The sequence below is a fragment of the Ancylothrix sp. D3o genome, from assembly GCF_025370775.1.
Lineage (GTDB): Bacteria > Cyanobacteriota > Cyanobacteriia > Cyanobacteriales > Oscillatoriaceae > Ancylothrix.
Window position 1 is genome coordinate 338,345 of sequence record NZ_JAMXEX010000002.1, and the last position, 22,130, is coordinate 360,474.

27 protein-coding genes and 1 riboswitch are annotated in these 22,130 nt (G+C 42.3%); of the genes, 14 read left to right on the forward strand and 13 right to left on the reverse strand.

Annotation, left to right across the window (positions count from 1 at the left end; translation table 11 throughout):
* Positions 1-32 precede the first annotated feature (32 nt).
* Positions 33-176, forward strand: a complete 144-nt coding sequence (locus NG798_RS05675) for a zinc ribbon domain-containing protein (RefSeq protein ID WP_317619560.1) — start codon at positions 33-35, stop codon at positions 174-176.
* A gap of 393 nt (positions 177-569) precedes the next feature.
* The gene (locus NG798_RS05680) at positions 570-857 is read left to right on the forward strand and encodes a hypothetical protein (RefSeq protein WP_261220955.1); all 288 of its coding nucleotides are present in this window, start codon (positions 570-572) and stop codon (positions 855-857) included.
* A gap of 330 nt (positions 858-1,187) precedes the next feature.
* Here NG798_RS05680 and NG798_RS05685 read toward each other — a convergent pair whose 3' ends face one another.
* From NG798_RS05685 to NG798_RS05720, 8 genes are all read right to left on the reverse strand, one after another.
* Positions 1,188-2,282, reverse strand: a complete 1,095-nt coding sequence (locus NG798_RS05685) for a WD40 repeat domain-containing protein (RefSeq protein WP_261220957.1) — start codon at positions 2,280-2,282, stop codon at positions 1,188-1,190.
* Positions 2,270-3,310: a GTP-binding protein gene (locus tag NG798_RS05690; RefSeq protein WP_261220959.1), complete on the reverse strand. Its 1,041-nt coding sequence runs from the start codon at positions 3,308-3,310 to the stop codon at positions 2,270-2,272. Before NG798_RS05690 ends, NG798_RS05685 begins: the two co-directional genes overlap by 13 nt.
* 74 nt (positions 3,311-3,384) lie before the next feature.
* Positions 3,385-4,392 carry a GTP-binding protein gene (locus NG798_RS05695; RefSeq protein WP_261220961.1) on the reverse strand — a complete coding sequence of 336 codons (1,008 nt, stop codon included), beginning with the start codon at positions 4,390-4,392 and terminating at the stop codon, positions 3,385-3,387.
* Positions 4,393-4,422: 30 nt separating this feature from the next.
* Entirely contained in the window at positions 4,423-4,881 is a 459-nt protein-coding gene (locus NG798_RS05700; protein WP_261220963.1) for a SufE family protein, read from the reverse strand.
* A 78-nt stretch (positions 4,882-4,959) separates the two neighbouring features.
* Positions 4,960-5,967 carry a porphobilinogen synthase gene (gene hemB, locus NG798_RS05705; protein ID WP_261220965.1) on the reverse strand — a complete coding sequence of 336 codons (1,008 nt, stop codon included), beginning with the start codon at positions 5,965-5,967 and terminating at the stop codon, positions 4,960-4,962.
* A gap of 205 nt (positions 5,968-6,172) precedes the next feature.
* On the reverse strand, positions 6,173-7,210 hold the full coding sequence (gene cobW / locus NG798_RS05710) for a cobalamin biosynthesis protein CobW (RefSeq protein ID WP_261220966.1): 1,038 nt from the start codon (positions 7,208-7,210) through the stop codon (positions 6,173-6,175).
* Between the two features lie 104 nt (positions 7,211-7,314).
* Complete coding sequence (locus NG798_RS05715; protein WP_261220968.1) at positions 7,315-7,701, reverse strand: DUF1636 domain-containing protein; 387 nt, start codon at positions 7,699-7,701, stop codon at positions 7,315-7,317.
* 219 nt (positions 7,702-7,920) lie between these two features.
* A riboswitch (cobalamin riboswitch) is annotated at positions 7,921-8,070 on the reverse strand.
* Between the two features lie 108 nt (positions 8,071-8,178).
* A complete protein-coding gene (locus NG798_RS05720) occupies positions 8,179-9,141 on the reverse strand; it encodes an alpha/beta fold hydrolase (RefSeq protein ID WP_261220970.1) in 963 nt (320 codons plus the stop codon).
* 778 nt (positions 9,142-9,919) lie between these two features.
* On the opposite strand from NG798_RS05720, the gene NG798_RS05725 reads away from it, so the two are divergent.
* From NG798_RS05725 to rnc, 10 genes are all read left to right on the forward strand, one after another.
* The gene (locus tag NG798_RS05725) at positions 9,920-10,255 is read left to right on the forward strand and encodes an NADH-quinone oxidoreductase subunit K (protein ID WP_261220972.1); all 336 of its coding nucleotides are present in this window, start codon (positions 9,920-9,922) and stop codon (positions 10,253-10,255) included.
* A complete protein-coding gene (locus tag NG798_RS05730; protein WP_261220974.1) occupies positions 10,252-11,700 on the forward strand; it encodes a cation:proton antiporter in 1,449 nt (482 codons plus the stop codon). The genes NG798_RS05725 and NG798_RS05730 overlap by 4 nt, the downstream gene beginning before the upstream one ends.
* A complete protein-coding gene (locus NG798_RS05735) occupies positions 11,685-12,068 on the forward strand; it encodes a Na+/H+ antiporter subunit E (RefSeq protein WP_261220976.1) in 384 nt (127 codons plus the stop codon). Before NG798_RS05730 ends, NG798_RS05735 begins: the two co-directional genes overlap by 16 nt.
* Positions 12,065-12,316: a hypothetical protein gene (locus NG798_RS05740; protein ID WP_261220978.1), complete on the forward strand. Its 252-nt coding sequence runs from the start codon at positions 12,065-12,067 to the stop codon at positions 12,314-12,316. Before NG798_RS05735 ends, NG798_RS05740 begins: the two co-directional genes overlap by 4 nt.
* Positions 12,313-12,594 carry a monovalent cation/H(+) antiporter subunit G gene (locus tag NG798_RS05745; protein ID WP_261220980.1) on the forward strand — a complete coding sequence of 94 codons (282 nt, stop codon included), beginning with the start codon at positions 12,313-12,315 and terminating at the stop codon, positions 12,592-12,594. Before NG798_RS05740 ends, NG798_RS05745 begins: the two co-directional genes overlap by 4 nt.
* Positions 12,584-13,138, forward strand: coding sequence for a DUF4040 domain-containing protein (locus tag NG798_RS05750; RefSeq protein ID WP_261220982.1), 555 nt, complete (start codon positions 12,584-12,586; stop codon positions 13,136-13,138). The genes NG798_RS05745 and NG798_RS05750 overlap by 11 nt, the downstream gene beginning before the upstream one ends.
* A 2-nt stretch (positions 13,139-13,140) precedes the next feature.
* A complete protein-coding gene (locus NG798_RS05755) occupies positions 13,141-13,800 on the forward strand; it encodes a Na(+)/H(+) antiporter subunit B (protein ID WP_261220984.1) in 660 nt (219 codons plus the stop codon).
* Positions 13,801-13,890: 90 nt separating this feature from the next.
* Complete coding sequence (locus NG798_RS05760) at positions 13,891-14,472, forward strand: Uma2 family endonuclease (protein ID WP_261220985.1); 582 nt, start codon at positions 13,891-13,893, stop codon at positions 14,470-14,472.
* Between the two features lie 564 nt (positions 14,473-15,036).
* Entirely contained in the window at positions 15,037-15,273 is a 237-nt protein-coding gene (locus NG798_RS28135; protein ID WP_375338946.1) for an HNH endonuclease, read from the forward strand.
* Positions 15,274-15,350: 77 nt separating this feature from the next.
* Complete coding sequence (gene rnc, locus NG798_RS05765) at positions 15,351-16,118, forward strand: ribonuclease III (RefSeq protein ID WP_317619561.1); 768 nt, start codon at positions 15,351-15,353, stop codon at positions 16,116-16,118.
* Between the two features lie 171 nt (positions 16,119-16,289).
* Here rnc and NG798_RS05770 read toward each other — a convergent pair whose 3' ends face one another.
* The 4 genes from NG798_RS05770 to NG798_RS05785 form a co-directional block, all read right to left on the reverse strand.
* A complete protein-coding gene (locus NG798_RS05770; RefSeq protein WP_261220987.1) occupies positions 16,290-16,643 on the reverse strand; it encodes a hypothetical protein in 354 nt (117 codons plus the stop codon).
* A gap of 761 nt (positions 16,644-17,404) precedes the next feature.
* On the reverse strand, positions 17,405-17,701 hold the full coding sequence (locus NG798_RS05775; RefSeq protein ID WP_261220989.1) for an RNA-binding protein: 297 nt from the start codon (positions 17,699-17,701) through the stop codon (positions 17,405-17,407).
* Between the two features lie 139 nt (positions 17,702-17,840).
* Entirely contained in the window at positions 17,841-18,932 is a 1,092-nt protein-coding gene (locus NG798_RS05780; protein ID WP_261220990.1) for a cell wall metabolism sensor histidine kinase WalK, read from the reverse strand.
* A 69-nt stretch (positions 18,933-19,001) separates the two neighbouring features.
* Positions 19,002-19,709: a response regulator transcription factor gene (locus NG798_RS05785; RefSeq protein WP_261220991.1), complete on the reverse strand. Its 708-nt coding sequence runs from the start codon at positions 19,707-19,709 to the stop codon at positions 19,002-19,004.
* Positions 19,710-19,918: 209 nt separating this feature from the next.
* On the opposite strand from NG798_RS05785, the gene NG798_RS05790 reads away from it, so the two are divergent.
* Positions 19,919-20,101 (forward strand): hypothetical protein, encoded by a 183-nt coding sequence (locus NG798_RS05790; protein WP_261220993.1) that lies wholly within the window; start codon positions 19,919-19,921, stop codon positions 20,099-20,101.
* A gap of 210 nt (positions 20,102-20,311) precedes the next feature.
* Here the strand turns inward: NG798_RS05790 and NG798_RS05795 are convergent, their stop codons facing one another.
* On the reverse strand, positions 20,312-20,758 hold the full coding sequence (locus tag NG798_RS05795) for a nuclear transport factor 2 family protein (protein WP_261220995.1): 447 nt from the start codon (positions 20,756-20,758) through the stop codon (positions 20,312-20,314).
* Positions 20,759-21,087: 329 nt separating this feature from the next.
* Between NG798_RS05795 and queG the strand changes: the two genes are divergently transcribed.
* A complete protein-coding gene (queG, locus tag NG798_RS05800; protein WP_261220997.1) occupies positions 21,088-22,032 on the forward strand; it encodes a tRNA epoxyqueuosine(34) reductase QueG in 945 nt (314 codons plus the stop codon).
* Positions 22,033-22,130: the final 98 nt, after the last annotated feature.

Here is a 22,130-nt window from a genome sequence, read left to right on the forward strand (position 1 = left end):
GAATGTCGCTCGGCTGTCCTTGTTGTATATAGTTGAAATGCCGATATCGCAGGGCTTGCCGGTTTAAATGTTCTCGCTGTGGTACGCTAGTCCAGAAATCTCTGTCAACCAGAACCCATGTTTGCGGATGCGGATTTGTGAGCGATAGAGACTGGAATGCACTATTAATATTGTGAAATTAGCCTTGAGTACGGTAGGGTAGCGAAGCTTGCTAAGGGTGTCAGTTGGGCCATGATCCTTGCCCAAAGCGGGATTTGGGAGGCAAAGCAACAGTTAAGGCGGTTTGGGTTAGGCAAGTTTGCGTATAACTACGGGTAGAGTAGGTGTACTTGAGGCCGGTATAACTTTAAATAGTCTTTAATTATTTTTCGGGTTTAGGACAAGTTTGCGTATTTACCCGGTAGAGATATTTAAAGTTTGTGTAAAGTTAGTTTTTTTTTCGTAGAAGCCGTCTAAAGTAGATACAAGTCAGTCAACCAGCCTGCCCAAAGAAATAAGAACGGGATATACCCAGCGGAAGAATGACTTAAACCCCCCAGTATCTACATACACAAAGTGAGGAAAATCCTATGGTCTCTTTATTTCTTGGTTCGTTGGGCGCAATTTATTTAGTGTCTGCTCCTTGTTTCTTTAAAAATTGGTTTTCTATCTTTGAGCAAGAAGCGGACAAGCTGACTCCTGAAGAAAAGCAATTGTCGATGGCTACGTTGGTGACGGCGAGTGTGTTGTGGCCGGTTGTGGTTCCGTTTGCTTATATGGAAAAAGTTTCCAAAGCGAAAATCACTGTGGAAATTGAAGAAGAGAAAGTTGGCTGTAATAAGAGTATGAGTTCGGCTCAGATAGAAAGTCTTTGTTAAGAAAGTCTGGTTCTGAGCGTTGCTTTTAAACGGCCTTTTAAAGTTGTGTTCAATAATTGAGACAACCGCTCAACAACCGAACAATTTTTGTTTAAATTTGTTTGGTATTGGGAGTTTAATAAGATGGTGACAGGCATGATGAAGCTTGTTATTATGAAATCTAAGGTATCTCCCAGCATGAAATAGTTTAGTTGAGCTAAAACAAGCAACGCTTTCCAGATTTTTCAGTTGATAAAAAAAGAATTTTTTAAGTTGAATAAAATAATTATTTAAATTCGTATGTATGTAGCTTTAGCGCTAAAACGCAACTACATACATACGAAAAATTGTTTAACCGAAACCTTTGCCGCGTAAAGATTTTGACCAGATTGTTAATTGTCCTTCGTTACCACCGGCAGCGAGTTGGTTTCCTTGTTTATCCCACTGCAAACAAGTAAAAGAATTGTCTCCTTCTAAAAGTTGGCCGAGTTGTTTGGCTTTTTCCCAGATACAAACTTGTCCGTCTTCGGCGGCGGTGGCGAGTAAAAATGTATCTGGTTGAAAGCTTGTGGCGGAGACAAAACCTTGATGAACATCTAATAACCAAGCTTGCCATCCGATTGATTCATCTTTTTGTTTTTCCCAGACAGAAATGCTAAAAGCACTGGCTGCTGCTAATAACGGGGCGCCGGTGGGGCTGTTTTTGCTTGACCAAGCTAGTGCTCGCAGTTTCCCAGAAAAGCCTCGCATTACCCAAGGATGGGGATTACCCCATTCTAGGAGGGTGAGGGTGTTGTCTTGGTTTGCTGCTGCTAAATATTGGCCGTTTGGCGACCAGGTGATGTGGTTGGTGGCTGAAGGAATGCTGAGAATATAGGGGTCATCTTGCCAGTCTTTGGCATTCCAAATTTTTGTGCCTTGATATCCGCAAACAGCGATGAAGTCTTGTTTGGGATGCCATGCTAAATCAAGTACAGTTGAAGATTGAAAGTTGAGGGTGGTAAGGAGGGATGCTTGGCCGGAGTTGAGGGAGTTTTCGACATCTAATATTTGTACTTGCCGGCCGGTGCTGAAGGCAAGATGATTGCGTTTGGGACTCCAGGCAAGCCGGTCGATCCAAGCCGGGGAATAGTTAAAGGAATGGGGGGGCGTTTTTTCAATTTCTGCGGGGGAAGAAATGCGCCAAATTTTGAGGATTCCTTGTTGGCCGCCGGCGGCTAAGTATTTGCCATCAAAAGAGAATTTAAGGCAATCTATGGATTCTCCGCTGCCGGTTTGGAGGGTGTAAAGTTTGTTAGATTGCCATAATACAACGTCTCCGTTGCCGGTGGAAGCCGCGAGGATTTTGCCATTGTCTGACCAGGCAAGTGCGGTGATAAAATCTGAGAGGTTGCCTTGCCATTTGAATTCGAGTATTTTTTTGCCGAGGTCTTTTACACCAAACACTTGCGGAAGTCCTCTTTGAGTTGTTTTTCGTCTAAGTTACGACCAATAAATACGAGTTGATTTTGGCGTTTTTCTGCTGGCAACCAGGGCCGGTCGGTGGTGCCTTCAAAGACCATGTGGACTCCTTGAAAAACATAGCGTTTGTCTTCACCGGCAATGTTTAATATGCCTTTCATGCGAAAAATATCTGGGCCTTGGGTTCGCAATAATTCGCCTAACCAGTTGTTTAATTTTTCGCCATTTAATGCACCTTCTTCGACGATGGCAACTGAGTAAACGGTTTCATCGTGGTGATGTTCGTGTTCGTGGTGGTGTTCGTGTTCGTGGTGATGTTCGTGTTCGTGGTGATGTTCGTGTTCGTGTTCGTCGTGTAAAAATTCTGGGTCTATTTCTAAGGCGTGTTTTAAATCAAAGGCTTTTACTCCCAGCAGTGCATCCATGCCTATTTCTGCTTTTTGAGTGCGATAAATTTTTGCCATTGCATTCATTGTCCGAATGCGTTTTTCGAGTTGTTGCAGTTGTTCGGGGGTGACTAAATCGGTTTTGTTTAGTAAAATGATGTCGGCAAAGGCGATTTGTTCTTTTGCTTCGTCGCTGTCCCAATGTTGCCAAATGTGTTTAGCATCTACGACGGTGACAACGGCATCTAAATTTGTGAGGGTACGAACATCTTCATCCATGAAAAAAGTTTGAATCACCGGCCCAGGATCGGCTAGTCCTGTGGTTTCGATAACAAGATGATCAAATTTATTACGGCGTTTCATTAAGTTGTTAATGATGCGTATTAAGTCGCCGCGAACGGTGCAACAAATGCAGCCGTTATTCATTTCAAATATTTCTTCATCAAGAGATTGAACAACGAGTTGGTTATCAATACCAACTTCGCCAAATTCGTTGATAATGACGGCGACTTTTTTGCCGTGTTCGTGGGTAAGAATGCGGTTAAGGAGGGTGGTTTTACCGGCGCCCAGATAGCCGGTGAGGACTGTTACCGGCACAGAGTTATTGATCAGGGTTGCTTCTACCATTTTTGTCTCAGATTTTTGTTATTCTTTTTCTTGTTATACAGCGTTGATGAGATAACGACAACTACTGATTTTTTTTAGGTTGTGGGTTTGTTGCTGTAGGCGTTGGCAATACAGGCGTTGAGATTGCGGCGCAACTCGTCTGCATCTAAGTTTCTGCCTATAAAGACAAGTTGGTTGCGTTTTTGTCCTGTCCATTTGTCTTCTTGGAGTTCAAAACGTTTACCGCTGAGTTGAAAGATATGTCTGTGGGGGCTTTCAATAAACCAAATTAATCCTTTGGCGCGAAAGACGTTTTCGGGTAATTTTTGTTGCAAAAAGTCTTGAAATTTATTTACATAAAATGGCTGATCGCTTTCAAAAGATACTGATACAAAGCCATCATTTTCTAAATGGTGAGAATGGTTGTGATCATGGTGGTGGTGATCATGGTGGTGGGAGGTTTGAATATTAGAATAAGTGTCGATTTTGGTGAGTTCGACATCTAAAATTAGGGGTAAAGGAACGATGCCTTGGTTGCATTTAAGAATTCGCGCACCGGCCTTAACAGAATGAATATAATTTTCGAGAGATTGGATTTTTCCTTCGGGGGCTAAATCAATTTTATTGAGGATGATGATATCCCCGTAGGCAATTTGATTGTGGGCTGCGGAACTGGAATAATGACTGGGGGTAAAGGTTTCGCAATCAACAAGGGTTAAAATCGAATCTAGGCGGGTTAAATCGCGTAAATCTTGGCTGAGGAAGGTGAGGGCGATGGGGAAGGGGTCGGCGATGCCGGTGGTTTCTACGACTAGGTAATCAATTTTATCGGGTCTTTCTAAAACTCGATAAACGGCATCAATTAAGCTATCGTTAATGGTGCAACAGATACAGCCATTAGTTAGTTCCATCATATCTTCATCGATGGATACTAAAAGCTGGCTGTCGATGTTGATATCGCCAAATTCATTGACTAAGACTGCTATTTTCAAATCCTGGTTATTTTTGAGGATATGATTGAGCAGGGTTGTTTTGCCGCTTCCCAGAAAGCCGGTGATGATTGTTACCGGCATCCCGCGTTTTGGAATTTCTAAGCCAACCATAGAATTTTAGATTGTAGATGCGTGAATTTTTTAGTCGGGGGTAGCAGTTATGGCTTCTGCGGAATTGATTAACTCAAAGGTTAAAGCCCGTTCTCGCATAAGTTTAAAGATGTTGTAAAAGCCGTTGGCGCGAGAGGGGGTGAGGCTGACATTGAGGCCGGTTTCTTGAATAAAATCGGGGGTTACTTTTAAAATTTCGGAGGGAGTTAACCCGCTTAAACCTTCTACCAAAAGGGCTACTAATCCTTTGACTAATTGCGAATCAGAATCGCCTTGATATACCACTTTTCCGTCTTTTAATTCTGCGGTAATATAGACTTGAGAAGTGCAGCCGTGTACTTTATTTTCGCTGATTTTTTGTTCTTCGGGAAAGGGTGGTAAACGTTTGGCGAGGGTGATGAGTAATTCGTAGCCTTGTTTGGGGTTTGTGTAGCGTTTGAAACGCTGAACGATGCGGGCGAGGGAGTCGGGTAGTTGGCTGGTAGTCATTGACTTGATTGGTATTTTTCACTTTGATAGTAGCGAAAATTCCCTGCCAAGTAAAGCTGGGCGATGCCCAGCCTTGTTTTATCGCAACATGAGGGCGACTTCTTTGGCGAAATATGTGAGGATTAAGTCTGCACCGGCACGTTTAATGCTGGTAAGTGTTTCTAAAATAACTTTCTTTTCATCAATCCATCCCATCTGACCGGCAGCTTTGATCATGGCATATTCACCGCTGACATTATAAGCAGCGATGGGGACGTTTGTTGTGTTGCGTAAGAGGTGAATAATATCGAGGTAAGCGAGGGCCGGTTTTACCATGATAATATCAGCACCTTCTGCGATATCTAAGTCGGCTTCGGTGATAGCTTCGCGGGCGTTTGCTGCATCCATTTGGTAAGTTTTTTTGTCGCCAAATTTGGGTGCAGAATCGAGGGCGTCGCGGAAGGGGCCATAATAGGCTGAGGCGTATTTTGCGGAGTAGGCGAGGATGCTGACGTTGGTAAATCCTGCGTTATCTAAACCTTCTCGAATTGCGCCAATTCTGCCATCCATCATATCAGAAGGTGCGACCATATCGGCGCCGGCTTCGGCTTGAGAAACGGCTTGTTTTACTAATACTTCGACGGTTTCATCGTTGAGAATTTCGCCATTTTCTCCGACTATTCCATCGTGTCCCTGTGTGCTGAAGGGATCGAGGGCGACGTCGGTAATAATAACGATTTCTGGTGTTTGTTTTTTGATGGCGCGGATGGTGCGTTGAACGAGTCCGTCGGGGTTATAACTTTCTGTGCCGGCGTTGTCTTTTTTTTCGTTTTCAACGAGGGGAAATAGGGCAATTGCGGGGATTCCTAATGCGTAGGCATCGGCAATTTCTTTTAATAATAAATCAAGGGTATAACGATAACATCCCGGCATCGAGGAGATTTCTTGTTTTTGATTTTCTCCTTCCATGACAAAGAGGGGATAAATCAGGTCGTTTGCTGTTAGTTGGGTTTCGCGTACCATGCGACGTAGGGCATCTGTACGGCGCAAACGACGGGGCCGGTGAATCAATCCTGCATTAACGGAGGGGGATGTTTCTGAAGACATGAGTGATGGTGAGAATAATTTTGTTTTAAATCGCAAGGCCGATCATACCTTGGTAGGGGGACAGGTGAGCGGTTGATTGTGGAAATGTAAAATTTATTTACATTTTTTGCAACGTTCTGCTGTCTGCTATTTCTTTAAACGCAGATGAACCCAGATAGCCTATCCGCGTTTATCTGCGTTAATCTGCGGTTAAAAATTGCCTTATTTATGCACTTAAAAGGCTGTGAATGTTAGTTTGGTCAAGGTCACGTCCGATGAAGACAAGGCGGGTTTGGCGGGGTTCGCTGGGTTGCCAGGGCCGGTCATAGAAATGCTCGAAGCGTGTACCGACTCCTTGTAATACTAATCGCATCGATTTGTTGGGGACGGAAACAAAGCCTTTGATGCGATAAATTTCCTGATTTTTGACAATTTCTTGCAGTCTTTTCGTCAAAGTCTGGGGGTCAAATTGTTGGTCAGAAATAAAGTTAACAGAGTTGATGTTGTCGTCGTGGTCGTGTTCTTCTTCGCTGTCGTGGTGAGAGGGCCGGCTGTCTAAATTATCTTCGACGGCTGCGTTAAATCCTAGTAACACATCTGGGCTAATTTTTCCACTTTCACAAGGCACAATTTTAACTCCGGGGCGGAGTTCTTTTTGTAGCCAATTAGTGATTTTTTCGCGGGTTTGGCTGTCTACTAAATCGACTTTGGTTAATAATACTAAATCGGCACAGGCTAATTGATCTTCAAACAGTTCTTCAATGGGGGTTTCGTGTTCTAAATTGGGGTCACTTTGGCGTTGTTCATTTAAGGCGTCAAGATCGGGTGCGAGGGTGCCGGATGCGACGGCTTCACAGTCAACAACAGTAATAACACCGTCTACGGTGGCGCCGGTGCGAATTTCGGGCCAGCGAAAGGCTTGTACAAGGGGTTTTGGTAAAGCTAACCCAGAGGTTTCTATAAGCATACAATCGATTTTGTCGCGCCGTTTGAGAATTTCTTGCATAGTGGGTAAAAATTCCTCTTGAACAGTGCAACAAAGACAGCCATTTGTAAGTTCTACAATGTTGTTTGTCGGAGTTTCTTCTTCATCGCAAACTTGACAAGATTTTAGTAAATCTCCATCAATACCAATTTCGCCAAACTCGTTAACTAACACTGCTATTTTACGGCCTTGATTGTTTTGCAATAAATGACGAATAGTAGTAGTTTTGCCACTACCAAGAAAGCCGGTGATTACTGTTACAGGAATTTTTGCTGACATAAATCGCTCTTAGATTGTGAATTGTGTACTGTAAAACGGCCTTGTAAAAACCAAAAACCCATCCTATTTATCTGCGTTTATCTGCGTTTATCTGCGGTTTTTTTTTAAACCCCGGCAAAAACAGGAGGAATTTTAGCAATAATGCCTTTCTTTAAAACTTCAGGACGTTCTGACCAAGGCAAATTTCCGTCAGATTTAGAATAATATAAACCGGCACATTCTAAAACAGCATCGGCAGATTCATTAACCGGCAAATCACCAAAAAGATAGGTGTATTTTCCGGGTGCAGAAAAAGAGATAGCACAAGCGTGACTGCAAGCACTCATGCACTCCACCGGCACTAGAGAAAAGTTTTCTCGCAAGTCCCAATTTTGGTATTTTTCTGTTAAGTTTTCGATGAACTCTTGACCGCCGCTTTTGCCTTGACGCTTGCCGTCTTTCCAAACGGATGCACAAGTTTTGCAAATAAATAATGTGTGTTGGGGCTGCATATTCGTGATTATTGTTTGACAATGGACAGGGAAATTTATAGCTTTTCTCAAGTAAGTGAATTCGTCAAGAAACCCTGTTTTTCAGCCAGGGGAATGTCACAGAGATAGCTGATAGAAATAGGGATAACCGGCTAGTTTCTGCGGCGCAAGGGGGCCGGTTAAAGACTGGATTTTTCGCTGATAAATGTTGTTTTCATCTGTACCTCGCAGATGGGTTGAAGGGTTAATTTGTTGGCCGGCGGGCGTTCTGACTTTCTTGATGTTTGCTGCATCAAATTACAGTTGCGGGACAGTGCTGGATTTGCACCAGGCTTTCCCCGTTTCCTTTGGTGGCTGCTCCCCACCAAAACCGGCTTGTGTTTTATGATTCTATCTCATTGGGGTTGTTTTGGGAAGTGGGCAGTTTTTTATTTAACCACCGAAGTGGGATTAACGCAGATGAATAGGATGGGTTTGGGGTGGGTTTGATGAGGGTTTTTATTGGGGTTGTTGATCTTCTTCTGGGGTGGGATAGGTGGGACGGGAAAGGAATTTTTTTAGGAAGGGGATAATGGTTTCTGCGAGGCCGGTGGGGTTTTCTTCGTGTAAGCCTAATGACCCCGGTAGCCAACATTTTTGGGTGGCGCTGAAGCTTACTAATACTTCCATTTCCATGCGCGATTTTGGGGGGCTTTGTTCGGGAATGGCTACTAATACGGGGACTGGTAATGGTTGGAATAAGTCAATAAATTTGGCGCGGTTTTTAATGATATCTAGTCCGCCGGTGACGAAGGCTGCTGAGGCAAAACGCGCATTTTTTTTCTGGGTAATTTTGTGTTTTTCTTTGATAAAAGTGGGGGTGACGGTGTTGGGGTTGGCGAAGACGTGCCGGCGGATCATTAAGCTGAGAAAGGGGGGTAAGGTGTTGAGAAAATAAAGAAATTGTCCGATAATTGGAAGGTAAATAATTTTTTTGATTATGTTGAAAAGCCACCTTTTTTCTCCCATGAAGGTCGGCAAGGGGCCGCGCCAAGTAGGGGCAATTAATACTACCCATGACCACAGTTGCGGCAGTTGCATTACATAACCCGCCCCATGTCCGGCTGTTATAACAACTATTTGTTCGTTAAAATTATCTCTAACAAAGTCTCCTAAAAATGTTAAATAAAGGGCCGGTTCGTAGTTAAAGGGCGGACGTTCTGAACTGCCAAATCCCGGCCAGTCTAGGGCTATGACTTGAAAATGTTGGGCTAAAAGTTCGGCTAGTCCGCGCATTTCTGTGCGTGAGGATATGCTGCTGAAGGCTGGTAGTAATAAGATTGGGGAACCGTAACCAAGGGTTTCATAAATGACGCTGACGCGGCGTTTTTTCCACGTCCATTGATATTCGTGTACGCTGCCGCCAATGCCTTGATCGGTGGCGGGGGAAAATCCAGAATGTGCTTCTACTGTTGGGGTCATGGGGTTAGGGAGTTGAGGGATAATTTTTAGAATAGCAGGGCTGTTGTTTGTTTGGGAGTTTATTTATTTTAACCGCAGATGTAGGCGCAGCCGCGCGTAGCGCTAAGCTTGCGAACGCAGATGAATAGGATGGTTTTTTGATTATTGGGTTTGATAAGTATGATGGTATTATAAGTTAATTTTAAAATGTTGGGTTACATAGTTTTTATGTTGGTTGATTTTGCTTGAATTTTTAGGTTTATTAATTTCTTTGTTTCTGAGATGCCCTAGGTTAAAATTATATTTTGACTACGCCTAAAAGTCGCATTTTAGAATGTAACAGTCTTCTACGTTGGGACAAAAATTTTAATTAAAATCGCTTTCTTATCAGATATTTTTCTCCGGGGTGATGAGTGCTTAACCATCGGCTTTATTTATTTTTAACCCCTGTTTTTCCTTAGAAAAAATCTATTTTTTCGGACTTGACATTTTTTTCTTAATATGATATGTAGAGATAGTTTTTATGAAGAATACAAATAGTTACCCCCGGAAATAAACTATATATTAATTCTACAAAAGCAAGTTACAATTAAAGTGTTGAGGCCGTTGTCAAACAAGATTCCCTGACAAAACCTATTTCATAACAGACCGTCCCTAATCTTACCTGCATTAACAACCTTTTGAAAGGAGGAGTAGGAAAATCAATCAATTTATTAAACTGAAAAACCTAAACTTGTTGATTGCTTGTACCTGCAATCTGCTGTAACTACGAAGAACCCTCACCCAACAGGCAAATACCGTGTTAGAAGCCTTTGTTTTCGCAACAATTATGTGCGGATTTTTCGGTATCCTCCTCAAAAAAAACTTGGTGATGAAAATCATCTCGATGGATGTGATGAGTGCAGGGGTTGTCGCCTACTATGTACTGATTGCATCGCGTAATGGTTTATTCACCCCCATTTTGTCAGATGCCAAAAATCTCGCTTTTGCCGATCCAGTCCCGCAAGGAGTGATCTTAACAGCTATTGTTATCGGTCTTTCAATTCAAGCATTAATGTTAGTCGGGGTAATGAAGCTGTCACGGGATAACCCCACCTTAGAAATCGACGAAATTGAAAAAAATAATACCCCATGAATAACCTTACAATTGCCTGGATCGTATTCCCGTTTATTGTGGGGTTCGTTATTTATTTGTTCCCCAAACTTGACCGCTATCTCGCTCTTTTGGGAGCTATTGTTTCCGGCGGCTATGCCTTTTCTCTGTTAGTCCAACAGTCACCGCTAAAACTCCAATTAATCGATACTTTTGGTGTCACCCTAGAAGCAGATCAATTAAGCGGTTTCTTTATCTTAACCAACGCTCTTGTCACCGCTGCCGTTATTCTCTACTGTTGGGACACTGGAAAAAGCGCGTTTTTTTACGCTCAAGCAATTATCTTACATGGCAGCGTTAATGCTACCTTTGTTTGTTCAGATTTTGTAAGTTTATATGTTGCCTTGGAAGTAAGCGGTATTGCCGCCTTTCTCTTAATAGCATATCCCCGGACAGATCGCTCGCTTTGGGTGGCGTTGCGTTATCTATTTACTAGCAACGTCGCTATGTTGTTTTATCTCATTGGCGCAGTGCTCGTTTATCAGGCGAATCATTCGTTTGCTTTTGCCGGTTTGCGTGAGGCTCCTCCAGAAGCTCTTGCTTTAATTTTTCTGGGATTATTAGTAAAAGGAGGGGTGTTTGTATCGGGTTTATGGCTACCGTTAACTCACTCAGAATCAGAAACGCCGGTGTCAGCTATGCTGTCGGGAGTTGTTGTTAAAACCGGCATTTTTCCCCTTGTTCGCTGTGCATTAGTTATCAGTGAAATCGATCCCATTGTCCGGTTTTTTGGCGTTGCTACCGCGCTTTTTGGGGTGTTTTATGCCGTCTTTGAAAAAGATAGCAAACGGATGCTTGCCTTTCACACAGTTTCTCAGTTAGGGTTTGTGCTTGCTGCACCAGAAGTCGGTGGTTTTTATGCGCTGACGCATGGTTTAGTTAAATCAGCACTGTTTTTAATTGCCGGTTCTTTACCGAGTCGCAACTTTAAAGAATTGCAACAAACACCCATAAATACCCCCATCTGGATAGCCTTGGTTATAGCTAGTTTTTCTATCTCTGGCTTTCCCATGTTATCTGGTTTTGGCGCGAAGGTTTTAACTATGAAAAATCTCGTACCTTGGCAAGTAATTGTGATGAATCTTGCTGCACTGGGGACGGCAATATCTTTTGCCAAATTTATCTTTTTGCCGCATCAAAAGGTAGAAAACGCAGAAAAAATGCGGGCCGGTTTCTGGGGTGCGTTGATTGTATTACTCGGTGGGCTAATCTTAGCAAATGTTATCTATTATGATGCCTACACCTTGGAAAATATCATCAAACCCCTGGCAATAATTGCCCTGGGATGGTTGGTTTATTATTTTATCTTGAAAAAATCGACCATCAAACTGCCGCGTTTTGGCGAAAAATTTGATGATTTAGTTGGTTTTATGAGTCTGGTTTTAGTGTTTCTATTTTGGATGGGGTTTGCATGGTTGGGCATTTAATTTTTCGCTTAACAATTTGGTTTCTCCTCACGGCTAATTTGAGTCTGGAAAATATCATCATCGGTGTTATCATCGCACTTTTATTGCCGCGAAGTTACACAGAGCCAGAAGTTTTAAAAGATTGGGTTTCGGTGGTGGGGAAGATTTTATGGGCGCTTCCCCAGGCATATATTGAGGCATTTGAGCTTATTTTTCGCCCCCATAATGAAGAAGATGTGATTTTGGAGAGGGTGACAACACAGCGCTCACGTCGTCTCATTTTCTTGGATATCTTTTTGATTACTTTTACGCCGAAAACCATTGTTATCAAATACAACCAAAATGGCTGGTATGAAGTACACCGCGTAATCAGGAGGAAGCCGGCATGAATTGGTTACTAATTGCGATGATTGGCAGTCTACTGATTCCCATCTATGATGCTTGGCAAAATGATAATATCTGGCAGAGAATGTTAGCTTTTGCTAGTCTTTCGACTAAAGCATCAATCATTATTTTGTTTGTCTCGGTTTTGCGTGATGATTGGATGATTGGCATTGTAGCAGTTATTATTTTGACTGTGGGAAATGCCGGTTTAATGTTGTTGTCACACATCATAAAAAGAATGAGTGAAGCATGATTAATTTCTTAAGTTATGGCTGCATAGTGATAGGAATTTTCTTCTGGTTTTGGGGGACTTCTCACCTACTAAGTGATCGTTCAGTTTTGTTTAAATTGCATAGTCTTTCGGTTTCAGATACTCTTGGCTCGATGATTATTATTATCGGTTTGCTGTTGAAGATTCCGAAGCAATGGCCTTTTCTAATTCTGGCGCTTATTTGTTTGGCGCTTTGGAATACGATGTTAGGTTATGTGTTGGCTTATTGTTCGACGAAGAGGAGTAAATATGACGGATAATTATCTTTATTTCATAACCGCTTTGATGCCCTTGGCGGCTTGTATTTTGGTGATTCAAACTAATCCCTACGATGCTTTGGTGATGCGGGGGATTTTGGGTGGGGTATCGGCAATGTTGTATGCAGTTTTCGGCGCGGCGGATGTGGCTTTGACGGAAGCTTTAGTGGGAACGATGCTATCAGTTACGCTTTATGCAGTGGCGGTGCGTTCTTCTCTGGTGATGCGTTTGGGTGTGGTGAAAGATGAGTTGGTTGAGGCTGAGGCGGAACATCCTTTTCGCACAGTTATTGAGCAGTTAAGGGAGATTTTTCGTAAGCGTTTTTTGCGTCTTGAGTTAGTGCCTTATTTGGATAGGGAAGAGTTGCAACAAGCGCTGATTGAAAAAGAAGTGCATGGGATTTGTATAAGAGGAAAAGATGGGGAAGAAAAACCAGTTTATGACACGGTAGTTCGCCTGCATCGTCTTTATGAAATTCTGCAAACTGAAGTTTCTACAACAACGAATTTGAGTTATAAAAGTTATTCTGATTTAGGGGGTAAGTAGTTATGAAGTGGGTATATATTGCTGCGGGAATAGCGATGTATTTCAAGATGTTTGCACTGCCAAATGCGGCACCAGATTTTGGGGCTTCAATTGTGGAAACGCTTGTTAACGAAAGTGGGGTTCCTAGTGCGGTGGCAGCGATTATTTTAAGAAATCGTCTCTATGACACGATTTATGAGGTGATTGTTTTTACTATTGCGATTATGGGCTGTCAATTTTTGCTGGCTAATGAAAAGCCGGTGACTAAAATGGTTCAGTTTAGTGATGAAACTTCGGTGATTTTGGCTCGTTTGGGGGCTACGATTTCTGCTTTGGTGAGTGTTGAATTGGCGATCCGGGGGCATTTGAGTCCGGGTGGTGGTTTTGCGGCGGGGGTGGCCGGTGGTACTGCGATTGGTTTGGTGGCGATTACGTCTTCTACTGAGTGGATGCAGGGGGTTTATAAGCGTTGGAAAGCGGCGATTTGGGAGAAAATTTCGGTGCTTGCTTTTATTGTTTTGTCGGCTGTTACTTTGGCCGGTTATGAGTTACCACACGGTGAGTTAGGCGGACTTTTTAGTGGGGGTATTCTTCCTCTTCTTAATGTTTTGGTTGCGGTGAAGGTGGCTTTGGGTTCTTGGGCTGCTGTTTTGATTTTTATTCGTTATCGTGGTTTGTTGTGAGTGATGGGGGGTGGTTTTTTTTGATGGATTTTTGGCCGGTTTTGGGGTTTAAAATAGAAAGCAGCGTTTGCTGAAGTTAAGGAGGAAAATATGAGTGTTATTCAGGCGAAACGTTTTACGCTGGATGAGTATCACAAACTCGGCGAATTGGGGTTTTTACATGAGGATGATCACATCCAATTAATTCGAGGAGAGTTGATACAAATGGCTTCAAAAGGTAGAGCGCACGAAACTTGTTTGAGGAATTTATTAAGAGAGTTGCCAAAACTGGTAGGGGATAGGGCAATACTACAATGTCAGGCTCCGATTAGTGTACCGCCTAATAGTGAACCGGAACCGGATTTTGCGATCCTTCAAAAGAGGGATGATAATTATTTATCGGCTCATCCATCGGGGAGGGATGTGTTATTGGTGATGGAGGTTTCGGATTCATCGATTGATTATGATCGGGATGTGAAACAGTCGCTTTATGCTGAGGCGAGAATTTCGGATTATTGGATTTTTAATTTGTTTGATTATCAGCTTGAGATGTACAGTGAACCTTATCAAGATAATAAAGGGAAGTTTGGGTATTTGAATAAGCGTATTGTTTTGCCACATCAAAGGGTGGCGTTGTCTTGTTTTCCAGATTTGTTGTTAGATTTAAGTCGCGTTTTTCCGCCTAGATTGTAGGGTAAAGTGGGGCCGGTGGGCCGGTGTCAATATTTTTTTATGCAAAACCTTGACAAAACCTCAGCGGTATGCTTAGCTTAATTTAACGCAGAACAAATGACAAATTCTAAAGCGTTAAACGTCGGAGTTTGTCTCATGTCCTGAAATGTCAGGATACTGCGGTGCCTCTGGGTGTAATACTCGGAGGCAAAGTGAATAGGTCGTTGGAAGTGTGTTGATTTTGGCAGAAGTTTCCCTCTGTTAAATTCAATGCCTTTAAAACTACTCGTAGTGTAAAAGCTAATTGCAGCTTAATATCGGGTAATTTCTCTCGAAATCAATGCACTTTTAACGATTTATTCACTTTGCCTTCAACTATCGTGCCCAGAAGCACCACAGTATCCTCACATTTCAGGGTTTGAGACTAAACCCGAACCAACCACCCACCGTAAAAAGTGGTTTACAGATCAACTTGCTGAAACTCATGTAGTAGTGATGAGTTTCTTAAAAGTTTTTCTATTAGCGCTTAAATATTTGATTTTGTGCTGCTTTTGCAAACATTAACTGCAAAGGAGCTTAAAGACAATGAACCCTCAACAAAAACGAAGCAAAAAGCAAAAACTCATCGCTTTATTTGGCGCTAAGTGTTGGTGGTGCTGTGAATGTCTTCCAGAAAACCAGTTAACTCTTGATCATCTTATACCAAAAAGTCGTGGAGGTTCTAACTCTCCTGAAAACTTGCGGCTTGCTTGTGAAAAATGCAACAAATCTCGTGGAAACAGTCTTTATCCTCCTAACTCGAAACAGGGAAGCTGTCTCTAGGTAAAATTTATATTCAAAACTCTATTTAATATGCTAAAATAGAGTTTTGAAATCCCACCGCTTTTAGCGGTTTTTTTATGACTATAACCCCAGTCAACCTTGAAAACAAAATCACTTCTAAACTTCCTGACAAAATAACCGAACAAACCCAAAAACCCACAGATATGCACAAAATTTTGAATTTCCGAAATCAACAACTTTTACTCCGTGCCCTAACTCATCGCTCCTATGCCAACGAAAATAACGGCGAATGTGAACACAACGAACGCCTAGAATTTTTAGGAGATGCTTTGCTGAATTTTTTAAGCGGTGAATATCTGTACAAAAATCATCCAGAAATGGCAGAAGATCAACTCACCCGCCGGCGAGCAGCACTTGTAGATGAAAAACAACTCGCAAGATTTGCTGAAATAATAGGTATCACCTTCAAAATGCGTCTCGCACAAGGCTTAATTAAAGAAGGAGGCTTTTCTAACCCTAATTTACTCAGCAGCACCTTTGAGGCTGTTGTTGGCGCCTACTATCTTGATAACAATTCAAACATTGAAGCAGTCCGTCCTATTGTGGAAGAGTTATTTAGTTCTGTCCCTGAAAATGTGGTAGAAACTCGCTCTATTGTAGATGCAAAAAATCGATTTCAACAATGGGTACAAGCAAACCTTGACCCAAACCCGCCTAAATATGAGACATTCCATGCCGGCGGACTACCTCACGCCCCCGAATTTTTATCTAAGGTTTATGTGGGTGAAAAACTCTACGGAGAAGGCAAAGGACGCAGTAAAAAAGATGCCGAAAAACGCGCTGCTGAAGATGCTTTATCCAGGGTAAAAACCCACACACCTTGACCAAAAAATTCTACGTTTGCATTAACACAAGTTAGTAGAAAAAAACCAGAAACAGAAGAAACATAAACAAACCGGCCCCCAAAACAGCAACCGGCCCACTTATCAAAAGCAGGCCGGCTATTCAAGTTCAATTCCTCAAAGTTGTGTTTAGTTTTAAAAAGAAACCAGGAGTTATTTACGAACCCTGCGTTTAGTTTTTTCATGCCAATAAGCAGTGAGTATTTCTGGATCTGGAGGGCCGGCAAGACAAACAACAGTTAGACCTCTTAAGTGATCAACAAACTGATAATAAGGGCTGTGTCGCAAGCTGCGGTCATTTAACGTATAAACAAGCGCCCCTCGGCTAAAACCCTTCGTTCCATACATCAAAGCAACTTCAATCATCGCATTACTAATAGCGCGTTGTTGTTGCCTTCTTTCCAAATGATTAACATCCTTTTTGCGATGTACAGAATTCAGATGGCCGATTTCTGACTTATGACTGTCGCCCTCGACTAATCGAGAGATTTTTCTGTTGGCATCCATTTTGTTTGACCTCAATTTTTGAATTCATCTGCACAAATGTTCGGTAAGTTGATAACATAGCGACAAAAAATAGCGAAAATCTGACAGAAACTTAATCGAAGGCGCAAGCGCCACTGCTGTAAACGAAGAACCCAATGGCAAAACGTACAGATTTGTAGATTTTGCGCTAAATTTTGGCTTCGGCAGGGCCCAAATGTCCCTACCCTAACCTAGCCTTTTTTGTGAAAAAACTGCTTTGCTGAAAATTTTAACAAAACAACCAGCCTGTCGGCTCGTTATTTTAGTGACCCACACTTTCTCACAAAAACCTTGACTAGGTTATAACAAAAGTTTTCCCTTTATTTAGTAAGAATTCACACCGGCACTCGCAGCCAGTGTTACAAATTATTGACATTGTTGCGAAATTTATAGAAAATTAAAGTAAAAATTGATACTTTTCCTGAGCAAGCCGGTAGAGCAGACACTAGAATAAAGCATTCAGTACAGCCATAAACAAACAGATAACCCCACGCCCCGTACAGACGTTCCGCGCCTTACGTCTCTACCCTCACCGGCACTGCAAACCATAAAAAATAAACCTTTCCTAGTGAGGTGAGTTGCCACGAGGAAACAAATAACAAATAGCCGCGATACCCGATAAAGTCAGCGAACTTACAACCAAGATAGACAATAATAGAGGAGTCATAGCTGAAAAAAAGGTAAATTTCAACTTTTTAACCAAATAATTACCAATCCCAAAACAAGCCAAAGCCAGAAAAATTTTAATAACAAGGTTCGGGCGCATAAATCACAGACCGCGTATTTACTCCCCAGAAATAATCTCTTAAATCTGCTTGCTTCACCCTTAACTTTTGACCTTGACAAACAACATCATTTAATTTAGAAAGAGCGTCATTTTCTTGACTAAAACTCGACAACTTGACCCAAGCACAATTTACTTTTTCACCGGCCACAGGGAACCCCATAATCATTTCTTTAACCGTCCCATATTTAGCCAAAAATTCTAAAACCTTCTCCCCAGAAAAATCAGCCGGTAAATTCTCAATAAAAATCGTCATATAAATTGCCCTCCCAAGGAATTATTACAACCTCTAAAACTGCACAATCCCAGCAAAGCAAAGCTAGGCTAGACATTTTCAAACTATCAGGCCGGTGTGACAAAGCCAACTCGCTGTTATGTCAATCATTTGTCAAAAATCAAGCCAAAAGCAACCAAAACCGAAACGTTGTCCCCACTCCCAGACTACTTTCCACAAAAATCTCACCCCCTTGCAACTCCACCAACCGCCGCGAAATAGCCAAACCCAAACCACTCCCCCCAGAATGCCGGCTGCGAGCGCGATCCGCCCGCCAAAACCGCTCAAACACATGAGGTAAATCTTCCGGCGCAATCCCTGGGCCGGTGTCTTTCACCGCCACCCAAACCTTACCCGCCTCCGTCCAAGCGCGAACAGTAATAGAACCGGCCGGCGTATAACGCAAAGCATTTCCCAACAAATTCACCAAAACCTGCTCCGTTCTATCAATATCCGCCAAAACCAGAGGTAAACTTTGCGGACAATTTAAACTCAAAACCGGCCCATCTTCTAACACCTGTGATGAAAACTTTTCAATTAAAGAAACCAACAACAAACGCAAATTTACCGGCTGTAAATTAATCGCTAAATATCCCGACTCCGCCTTAGAAATCTCCTGTAAATCATTCACCAACCTCTCCAAACGCTTCGTTTCTTTAATCAAAGTTACATACACCTCCGGCGAAGCATCAATCCTCCCCTCAGCCAACTCCTCCAAATACCCCCGCATCACCGTTAAAGGAGTTCGCAACTCATGCGTTAAATCCCCCATTAATTGCCGGCGTCGGCTTTCCACATCCTCCAAACTCGAAGCCATTCGATTAAAACTCCTACTCAATTTATTAAGTTCGGGAATTTCAGTCATCGGCATCCTTTCTTCCATCTCCCCCGCCGCAAACTTTTGAGTAATTTCATCCATTTGCATCAAAGGCAAAACAATCCGCTGCGCCACCCAATAACTCAACCCACCCGCCGCCGTTGTCCCCACCACAACCGCCCAAAACGTGCTCCGATTCCACGCCAATTCAAACCCCTCTAAAATTTGCGTCCGCGCATAACGCAAAGTAAAACCCGGCCCTTCCAACTGTTCCAAATGCCGCACAAAAAACTGCGGCGAAGAAACCTTACTAATCGTCACCAAACTCCCCACTCCCACTATCATCACAAATAAATGGGATAAAAATAATCGTGGTTGCAATCCTATTTTTTTCATTTTTGTTTTGTCATTTTTCTTTTGTCAAGGCAGGCACAGGGACACTGCCCTTAAAATCCAAATTTTATCTTAAGCACCGCTATCTTCAAACTTATAACCAACACTAATCACCGTCTTAATAAAAGTCGGATTCGCCGGATCAGGTTCAACTTTTTTCCGCAAACGAGCCACATGAGTATCAACCACCCGCTCATCCCCAAAAAAATCATCTCCCCAGAGTTTCTCAATTAATTGAGAACGATTCCAAACTCTTCCGGGGTGACTTACAAAAGTAGCCAACAAATTAAACTCTAATGTCGTTAAATCCAGCTTTTCTTCTGCATTTGGGCTGAGATATCGTGAGGCAGTATGCTGGTCTAAATCCACCGTAAAATGTTGAGTACGATAAACTTGGCTTTGCCCTCCTTGACGTAAACTTCTCCGCAACAAAGCCCGCACTCTTGCCACCAATTCACGCGGACTAAACGGCTTCACCATATAATCATCCGCGCCGGTAGATAACCCAATTACGCGGTCAATTTCCTCTCCTTTTGCCGTTAACATCAAAATATAAGGATCTTTAGCCCCTGGTTTTTGGCGAATCCTAGCGCAAACCTCCAAACCATCCAACCCCGGAATCATTAAATCCAAAACAATTAAATCTGGTTGTTGTTCCCGAAAAACTTGCAACGCATTAATACCATCCCGACATACCCGACAAGAAAAACCCTCAGAGTCAAGAGTATGCTGGATCAGCTTAGCAATTTCTGGCTCGTCTTCAACAATTAAAATATCCATCTTTGATCAGTTTATATTTTTAATATTAGATTTTAAACCAAAAGTCGGCAGCACGATGTGTCGCCCTTAGCCAACCCTCCGCAGAGTTGATTCCTAAAAGCCCTCCACCGAGAGGCTTTTTGTTTAACACCGGCCCTCATTTATTAGAATAAACATAGCCACCGGCACGAGATTTATTTTACTTTTTCCTTATCGAGAAGAATTTAAGGGTGCGTTCGGAAATCGGCTGTCATCAAGTTTTGATGGGGAATCCGCGATTTTTGACTTCAGAAAGCATTGCAATTGATTGTTTATATGCAGTGCATCCGTCTCAGCCTTACAGAGAACAAAAGCATTTAAAGAGTTTGATTTTTGGCAGTAAATCTTTGATATATGTGGCGCGAAATAGTTAATAATAAATAATTTTGTAATATAAATATCCAACGATTAGGCTGCATTTGCTGACGACGACTGTGATCTAAAATAGCAGTGCTATTGCGTCACTGTTGAAGGGTTTGCGCCGGTTAACTAAACATTAGTTAAAATGGCCGGTGAAACCCCCCGAACTTTAGGGGCAAACGGTGTCTGGGGTTGCCCCAGGCGAAATTTTGCCAAAATTATCATTAAGACTTGAATTGTCGCAAATTCAGCAATTCTTGAGGAGAAGCCACTAATTTAATAGTTGCCGAGGTAATTTCTTGATGTTCGTTTAGCAGAAATAACCAGTTTATATTCACCCCAAAGTACGGAGTTTCTACCCTCCCAGACACACTCACTTTCAGGATATTTTCAGCTTCTAATTTTTCAACAATTCCTTGCTGGGGATAAAGTTTCATCGATTTAGCTTCAGCTTCCAAATACCGGCCAATCGCTTCATTTCCCACCACCGGCTCTTCAAACGGCGGATTCAATTCTCCATCAGGTGCAAACAACCGTGCGGTTTCCATAAAACTCCCGCTATTCATCGTTTCAAAATAACGCACAACCACCGGCTCGTTAATACCTTCAAATTGAAAGTCATTTAATTTAAAAGCTTCAGATTTAGGAGTCATTTTTTCCACAGATTGCATAATAATTAACCTTCAAAGTAAAAATGGGTACACATCTACACAAAACTTATTATTAACCAGCATAAAATCCTTCAGCAAAAATTGCCAATCACCCAAAAGTCTGATTAAATTCACCCTTAACAAATCGGTAATTTCCATCAAAAGCAGTAAAAATTTTAATCTTATTAGTGCTAAGAAACCCCCAATTGCCCAGCCGCTGGTATGCTATGATACTCTCACTATATCTCAAACCCCTGCGTGACTATTGACTTGCTTTGAGAGTTTGCCAAAACAAACCGCCTGAAAATAAAAGCTCAAAATTCCTTATAAAACTACTCAATTTCAAACCAGTGAACTCCCATCCCAACGCCGCACAAATTAAACAAAAAGCCTTAGAAATCGGATTTCATAAAGTTGGAATCACACCGGCAGTTTCGCCTCAAGATAGCCCCGAAGTCGCCCGTTTGCAAAACTGGTTAAACCAAGGCTATCAAGCAGATATGAATTGGATGGCGAACCCGAAACGGCAAGATATCCGCCAAGTCATGCCCGAAGTGCAATCGGTGATTTGCGTAGCGCTTAATTATTATACACCAAACAAACACTCCCAAGACCCCCAAACCGCCAAAATTTCCCGCTATGGATGGGGGAGAGACTATCATAAAATCCTCCACAAAAAGCTCAAACAATTTGCCAACTGGTTACTAGAACAAAACCCAGAAATTCAAGCTAGATATTATGCAGACACCGGCCCCATTCAAGATAAAATGTGGGCACAGCGAGCCGGCATTGGATGGATAGCAAAAAACAGCAACGTCATTACAAGAGAATATGGATCTTGGGTATTTTTAGGAGAAATTTTAACCAACTTAAAATTAACCCCAGATCAACCCCATACAGAACATTGTGGCACTTGTACGCGGTGTATAGAAGCTTGTCCCACCAATGCAATTGTTGAGCCGTTTGTAGTAGATGCAGGCCGGTGTATTGCCTATCATACAATCGAAAATCGAGCCGAAAAACTGCCAGAAGAAATTGCCTCAAAAATGCAGGGATGGGTAGCAGGATGTGATATTTGTCAAGAGGTTTGCCCTTGGAATATTCGATTTTCTCAACCTACAGACGTTAAAGAATTCGAGCCTTATCCAGAAAATATTGCTCCCAGCTTAGGAGAATTAGCCGAAATTTCTGAGCAAGAATGGAGCCGGCGTTTTACAGCCTCAGCACTGCGAAGAATTAAACCCGAAATGCTACGCAGAAATGCCAAAGCTAATACAGAAACCTCTTCCCCCTAACCTGTTTTACAAGGGGAAGATTTTTCTCCAAAATCGCCTTTAATAAAATTAAAATTAGCCCATATATTTGAGCAAATTCTCTGGCGCGACAGGCATCA

Bases quoted from the DNA above. Each gene is read 5' to 3' on its own strand.
- NG798_RS05775 (WP_261220989.1), bottom strand. From the start codon at position 17,701: ATGACGATTTTTATTGAGAATTTACCGGCTGATTTTTCTGGGGAGAAG.
- rnc (WP_317619561.1), top strand. From the start codon at position 15,351: ATGACTATAACCCCAGTCAACCTTGAAAACAAAATCACTTCTAAACTT.
- NG798_RS28135 (WP_375338946.1), top strand. From the start codon at position 15,037: ATGAACCCTCAACAAAAACGAAGCAAAAAGCAAAAACTCATCGCTTTA.
- NG798_RS05730 (WP_261220974.1), top strand. From the start codon at position 10,252: ATGAATAACCTTACAATTGCCTGGATCGTATTCCCGTTTATTGTGGGG.
- NG798_RS05720 (WP_261220970.1), bottom strand. From the start codon at position 9,141: ATGACCCCAACAGTAGAAGCACATTCTGGATTTTCCCCCGCCACCGAT.
- NG798_RS05795 (WP_261220995.1), bottom strand. From the start codon at position 20,758: ATGCAATCTGTGGAAAAAATGACTCCTAAATCTGAAGCTTTTAAATTA.
- NG798_RS05740 (WP_261220978.1), top strand. From the start codon at position 12,065: ATGAATTGGTTACTAATTGCGATGATTGGCAGTCTACTGATTCCCATC.
- NG798_RS05755 (WP_261220984.1), top strand. From the start codon at position 13,141: ATGAAGTGGGTATATATTGCTGCGGGAATAGCGATGTATTTCAAGATG.
- NG798_RS05750 (WP_261220982.1), top strand. From the start codon at position 12,584: ATGACGGATAATTATCTTTATTTCATAACCGCTTTGATGCCCTTGGCG.
- NG798_RS05760 (WP_261220985.1), top strand. From the start codon at position 13,891: ATGAGTGTTATTCAGGCGAAACGTTTTACGCTGGATGAGTATCACAAA.
- NG798_RS05695 (WP_261220961.1), bottom strand. From the start codon at position 4,392: ATGGTTGGCTTAGAAATTCCAAAACGCGGGATGCCGGTAACAATCATC.
- NG798_RS05785 (WP_261220991.1), bottom strand. From the start codon at position 19,709: ATGGATATTTTAATTGTTGAAGACGAGCCAGAAATTGCTAAGCTGATC.
- NG798_RS05690 (WP_261220959.1), bottom strand. From the start codon at position 3,310: ATGGTAGAAGCAACCCTGATCAATAACTCTGTGCCGGTAACAGTCCTC.
- NG798_RS05700 (WP_261220963.1), bottom strand. From the start codon at position 4,881: ATGACTACCAGCCAACTACCCGACTCCCTCGCCCGCATCGTTCAGCGT.
- hemB (WP_261220965.1), bottom strand. From the start codon at position 5,967: ATGTCTTCAGAAACATCCCCCTCCGTTAATGCAGGATTGATTCACCGG.
- NG798_RS05735 (WP_261220976.1), top strand. From the start codon at position 11,685: ATGGTTGGGCATTTAATTTTTCGCTTAACAATTTGGTTTCTCCTCACG.
- NG798_RS05770 (WP_261220987.1), bottom strand. From the start codon at position 16,643: ATGGATGCCAACAGAAAAATCTCTCGATTAGTCGAGGGCGACAGTCAT.
- NG798_RS05745 (WP_261220980.1), top strand. From the start codon at position 12,313: ATGATTAATTTCTTAAGTTATGGCTGCATAGTGATAGGAATTTTCTTC.
- NG798_RS05715 (WP_261220968.1), bottom strand. From the start codon at position 7,701: ATGCAGCCCCAACACACATTATTTATTTGCAAAACTTGTGCATCCGTT.
- NG798_RS05680 (WP_261220955.1), top strand. From the start codon at position 570: ATGGTCTCTTTATTTCTTGGTTCGTTGGGCGCAATTTATTTAGTGTCT.
- cobW (WP_261220966.1), bottom strand. From the start codon at position 7,210: ATGTCAGCAAAAATTCCTGTAACAGTAATCACCGGCTTTCTTGGTAGT.
- NG798_RS05780 (WP_261220990.1), bottom strand. From the start codon at position 18,932: ATGAAAAAAATAGGATTGCAACCACGATTATTTTTATCCCATTTATTT.